The 3,068-nt window shown below is 57.0% G+C and carries 4 protein-coding genes; 1 reads left to right on the forward strand and 3 read right to left on the reverse strand.

Going from position 1 to position 3,068, the window contains the following annotated elements; genetic code table 11:
- Window positions 1–7: 7 nt before the first annotated feature.
- The 3 genes from FN633_RS14240 to FN633_RS14250 all read right to left on the reverse strand — a co-directional run bounded on the left by FN633_RS14240 (window position 8) and on the right by FN633_RS14250 (window position 1,992).
- The gene (locus tag FN633_RS14240) at window positions 8–433 is read right to left on the reverse strand and encodes a GNAT family N-acetyltransferase (protein WP_154058152.1); all 426 of its coding nucleotides are present in this window, start codon (window positions 431–433) and stop codon (window positions 8–10) included.
- Window positions 430–759, reverse strand: a complete 330-nt coding sequence (locus FN633_RS14245) for an RcnB family protein (RefSeq protein WP_154058153.1) — start codon at window positions 757–759, stop codon at window positions 430–432. Before FN633_RS14245 ends, FN633_RS14240 begins: the two co-directional genes overlap by 4 nt.
- Before the next feature lie 225 nt (window positions 760–984).
- Entirely contained in the window at window positions 985–1,992 is a 1,008-nt protein-coding gene (locus FN633_RS14250) for a zinc-binding alcohol dehydrogenase family protein (protein WP_154058154.1), read from the reverse strand.
- A 164-nt stretch (window positions 1,993–2,156) separates the two neighbouring features.
- On the opposite strand from FN633_RS14250, the gene FN633_RS14255 reads away from it, so the two are divergent.
- Window positions 2,157–3,050 (forward strand): LysR family transcriptional regulator, encoded by an 894-nt coding sequence (locus tag FN633_RS14255; protein ID WP_154058155.1) that lies wholly within the window; start codon window positions 2,157–2,159, stop codon window positions 3,048–3,050.
- Window positions 3,051–3,068 lie beyond the last annotated feature (18 nt).

The following is a 3,068-nucleotide window of genomic DNA, read 5'->3' on the forward strand; positions in this document are numbered from 1 at the left end:
TACATTTCTAAGGCAACCGATAGTGTAAAAGGTAGTAATCCCCTTCCGGCGCTTCGCCTCGCGCTTCGATATGCCAGCCGTGACGGCGATAAAACGCCAGCGCGGCTTTGTTCTCAGCAAGACACTTCAGCGATCCCGAACTGGTAAAATTCGACTGCACCTTTTGCAACAGCGCGCTGCCAACGCCCTGACCTTGATACGCCGGGTCAACAAACAGGTTATGGACGAAATTATCGTTCAGCGTGACCGACGCAAAGCCCAGGCGGTGCCCATCTTCTTCGGCCACCCAGATGCGCTCTCCAAGCGTGGCAGCATCAAAATCGTCCAGCTGCCAGTCGCTACCCTCTTTCCACGTCCAGCAGGTACGGCGGGCATGCAGATAAAGCGTGCGTAGAAAGGGGCGATCGCTCTCTTGCCAGGGGCGAATAATCATCGGTGGTAGAAAATCTCACCGTCATAAACTTTGAGGATCTTACCTTCGGGTTCAGTGATCAGCACATAGTTGCCGCCCATATAGGTCCAGCGGCTACCAGCATCTGGCGCGGGCAGGTTACGCTGCTGCCACGCTTTGATGTTGTATTCATCGGTGAGGTACATCGGCGGAACGGTGTCGCCAATTTTGAATTTGGTAAAGTCAGCAACAAATTCCTGCAGTTCGTATTTCGCTATGCCCGTGGCGGCGGCAGTCTGTGGCGCTGCATAAGCGGCGCTCGCTGATACCAGCAGTGCACCAAGAAGCATCAGTTTGGTCTTACCCATGGTCTCTCCATATTTTGCCGGGCGGGCTGTTTTCATCTGGCCCTTTAGTATTACGTGCGCGCTATCATCGCTGTGATTTCTCACTGAAAGCAATAGTAAAAGCTATCATGCTCGCGCGTGCTTTGGAAAAAAGTGTAAGCAAATGCGGGAGAAAGCAGAAGCAGCGGATCGCTAAAAAAGCCATCCGCTTGAGAAGGGCGATCCCTTTTGGGATGATTCCTGGCGTTAAAAACCTTCCAGCACGATCTTACCTACCGCCCTACGGGATTCCAGCAGCCGGTGGGCTTTACGCAGGTTCTCAGCGTTGATTGCGCCGAAGTGTTCGCCCAGGGTGGTCTTAATCACGCCGTCATCGATAAGCGACGCGACGCGGGTCAGCAGACGGTGCTGTTCAATGATGTCCTGAGTTTCGAACATCGAGCGGGTGAACATAAACTCCCAGTGCAGAGAGATGCTCTTCGCCTTAAGCGGGCGCGCATCCAGCGTCTCGGGATCGTCAATCAGCGCCAGCTTGCCCTGCGGGATCAGCGCTTCAATCAGCTGCTGATAGTGCTCTTCGGTATTGTTCAGGCTGGCGACGTGGGTAACGTGCTGGATGCCGATCCGCGCCAGCTCTTCGGTAAGCGGCTTGCTGTGATCGATAACGTGGTGCGCCCCGAGGTCGGTAACCCACTGCTGGCTTGCCGGGCGTGACGCGGTGCCGATCACCGTCATTTTAGTAAGCTTACGGGCAAGCTGGGTCATGATGGAGCCGACCCCGCCCGCCGCACCGACGATCAGCAGCACGTCGCCTTCGTTGCCGTCTTCGTTAACGCCGAGGCGGTCGAACAGCATCTCCCAGGCCGTAATGGCGGTAAGCGGCAGCGCGGCAGCAGCGGCATTGTCCAGAGAACCAGGCTTTAGCGCCACGATGCGCTCATCCACCAGCTGATACTCGCTATTGCTGCCTGGGCGGGTCAGCGCCCCGGCGTACCACACGGTGTCGCCGGGCTTAAACAGCGTCACCGCGTCGCCGATTTCGGCCACGACGCCGACTGCATCCCAGCCGAGAATACGTGGCGTATCGGCATTAAAGCCCGCGCGCACTTTGGTATCGACCGGGTTAACGGAGATGGCGTTGACCTGCACCAGCAGGTCATGGCCGTGCGCGACCGGTTTTTCAACCTCGATTTCCTGTAGGGCGTCCACGTTGCCGTTGGCCTGTGCCGCAGCAGTAATAGCGATAGCTTTCATAAATACTCCATAGCATGAGTGGCTTCAGATGAATAAGTTTAGGGTAACCAGCGCCGGACACGGGAAACAGCCTCTGATAACAGCAGCACTTATCCTCCGCGAGTGAAAATCGTCTGCGTTTACGCTACTGTTGAGCCTTACTCATAAGTCGTGAGACAGCGTTGATGCTCAAAGATAATTTTAACGATCTCTACTATCTGACCGTGGTGGCGCAGGAGCGGAGCTTTACCCGGGCTGCCGCGAAGCTTGGCGTATCGCAGTCGGCTCTGAGCCATGCTATTAAAGGGCTGGAGGAGCGGCTGGAGATCCGCCTGCTGACGCGCACTACTCGCAGCGTTGCGCCGACCGAGGCGGGAGAGAGGCTTATCATTACCCTTGCGCCACGCTTTAACGAGATCGAGACCGAGCTCAACTCGCTGACCGAGATACGCGATCGCGTCGCCGGGAATATTCGTATTAACCTTGGAGAGCACGCTCTGCAATCGACGGTTTGGCCAGCGCTGAAGCCTTTTTTGCAGGCATATCCTGACGTAAACGTTGAATTGACCACCGACAATACTTTGACGGACATCGTCAGCGGCCGCTTCGATGCTGGCGTACGGCTGGGAGAGCAGGTTGCCAAGGATATGGTGGCGGTCAGAATTGGCCCGGACTGGCGCATGCTGGTGGTCGGCTCTCCGGACTACTTTGCCCGCCACGGCAGACCAGACACGCCGCACGATCTCCAGCATCACTGCTGCATCAATATTCGTCTGCCGACTCTCGGTGGGCTTTACGCCTGGGAGTTCTCCCGCAACGGACAGGATCTACGGGTGCGGGTCGAGGGGCAACTGACGTTTAATCATCTGCCTGCCCGTATCGATGCGGCAATATCCGGTATGGGGCTGGCGTTCGTGCCAGAGGATACGGTTGCGGGCGCGCTGGCCGAAGGGACGCTGGAGGCAGTGCTGGAGCCGTGGTGCGAGCCGTTTCAGGGGTATTACCTCTACTACCCCAGCCGCAAGCAGCACACCCAAGCCTTTGCTCGGCTGATCGAGGCGCTGAGGTATAAGGGGTAGAACGGTCTTAAAAATAGC

Origin of the sequence: Pseudescherichia vulneris (assembly GCF_902164725.1) — a bacterium.
GTDB lineage: Bacteria > Pseudomonadota > Gammaproteobacteria > Enterobacterales > Enterobacteriaceae > Pseudescherichia > Pseudescherichia vulneris.

What these genes read in the sequence shown, in the direction of transcription:
- FN633_RS14240 (WP_154058152.1), bottom strand. Translation starts at nt 433, where the DNA reads ATGATTATTCGCCCCTGGCAAGAGAGCGATCGCCCCTTTCTACGCACG.
- FN633_RS14245 (WP_154058153.1), bottom strand. Translation starts at nt 759, where the DNA reads ATGGGTAAGACCAAACTGATGCTTCTTGGTGCACTGCTGGTATCAGCG.
- FN633_RS14250 (WP_154058154.1), bottom strand. Translation starts at nt 1,992, where the DNA reads ATGAAAGCTATCGCTATTACTGCTGCGGCACAGGCCAACGGCAACGTG.
- FN633_RS14255 (WP_154058155.1), top strand. Translation starts at nt 2,157, where the DNA reads ATGCTCAAAGATAATTTTAACGATCTCTACTATCTGACCGTGGTGGCG.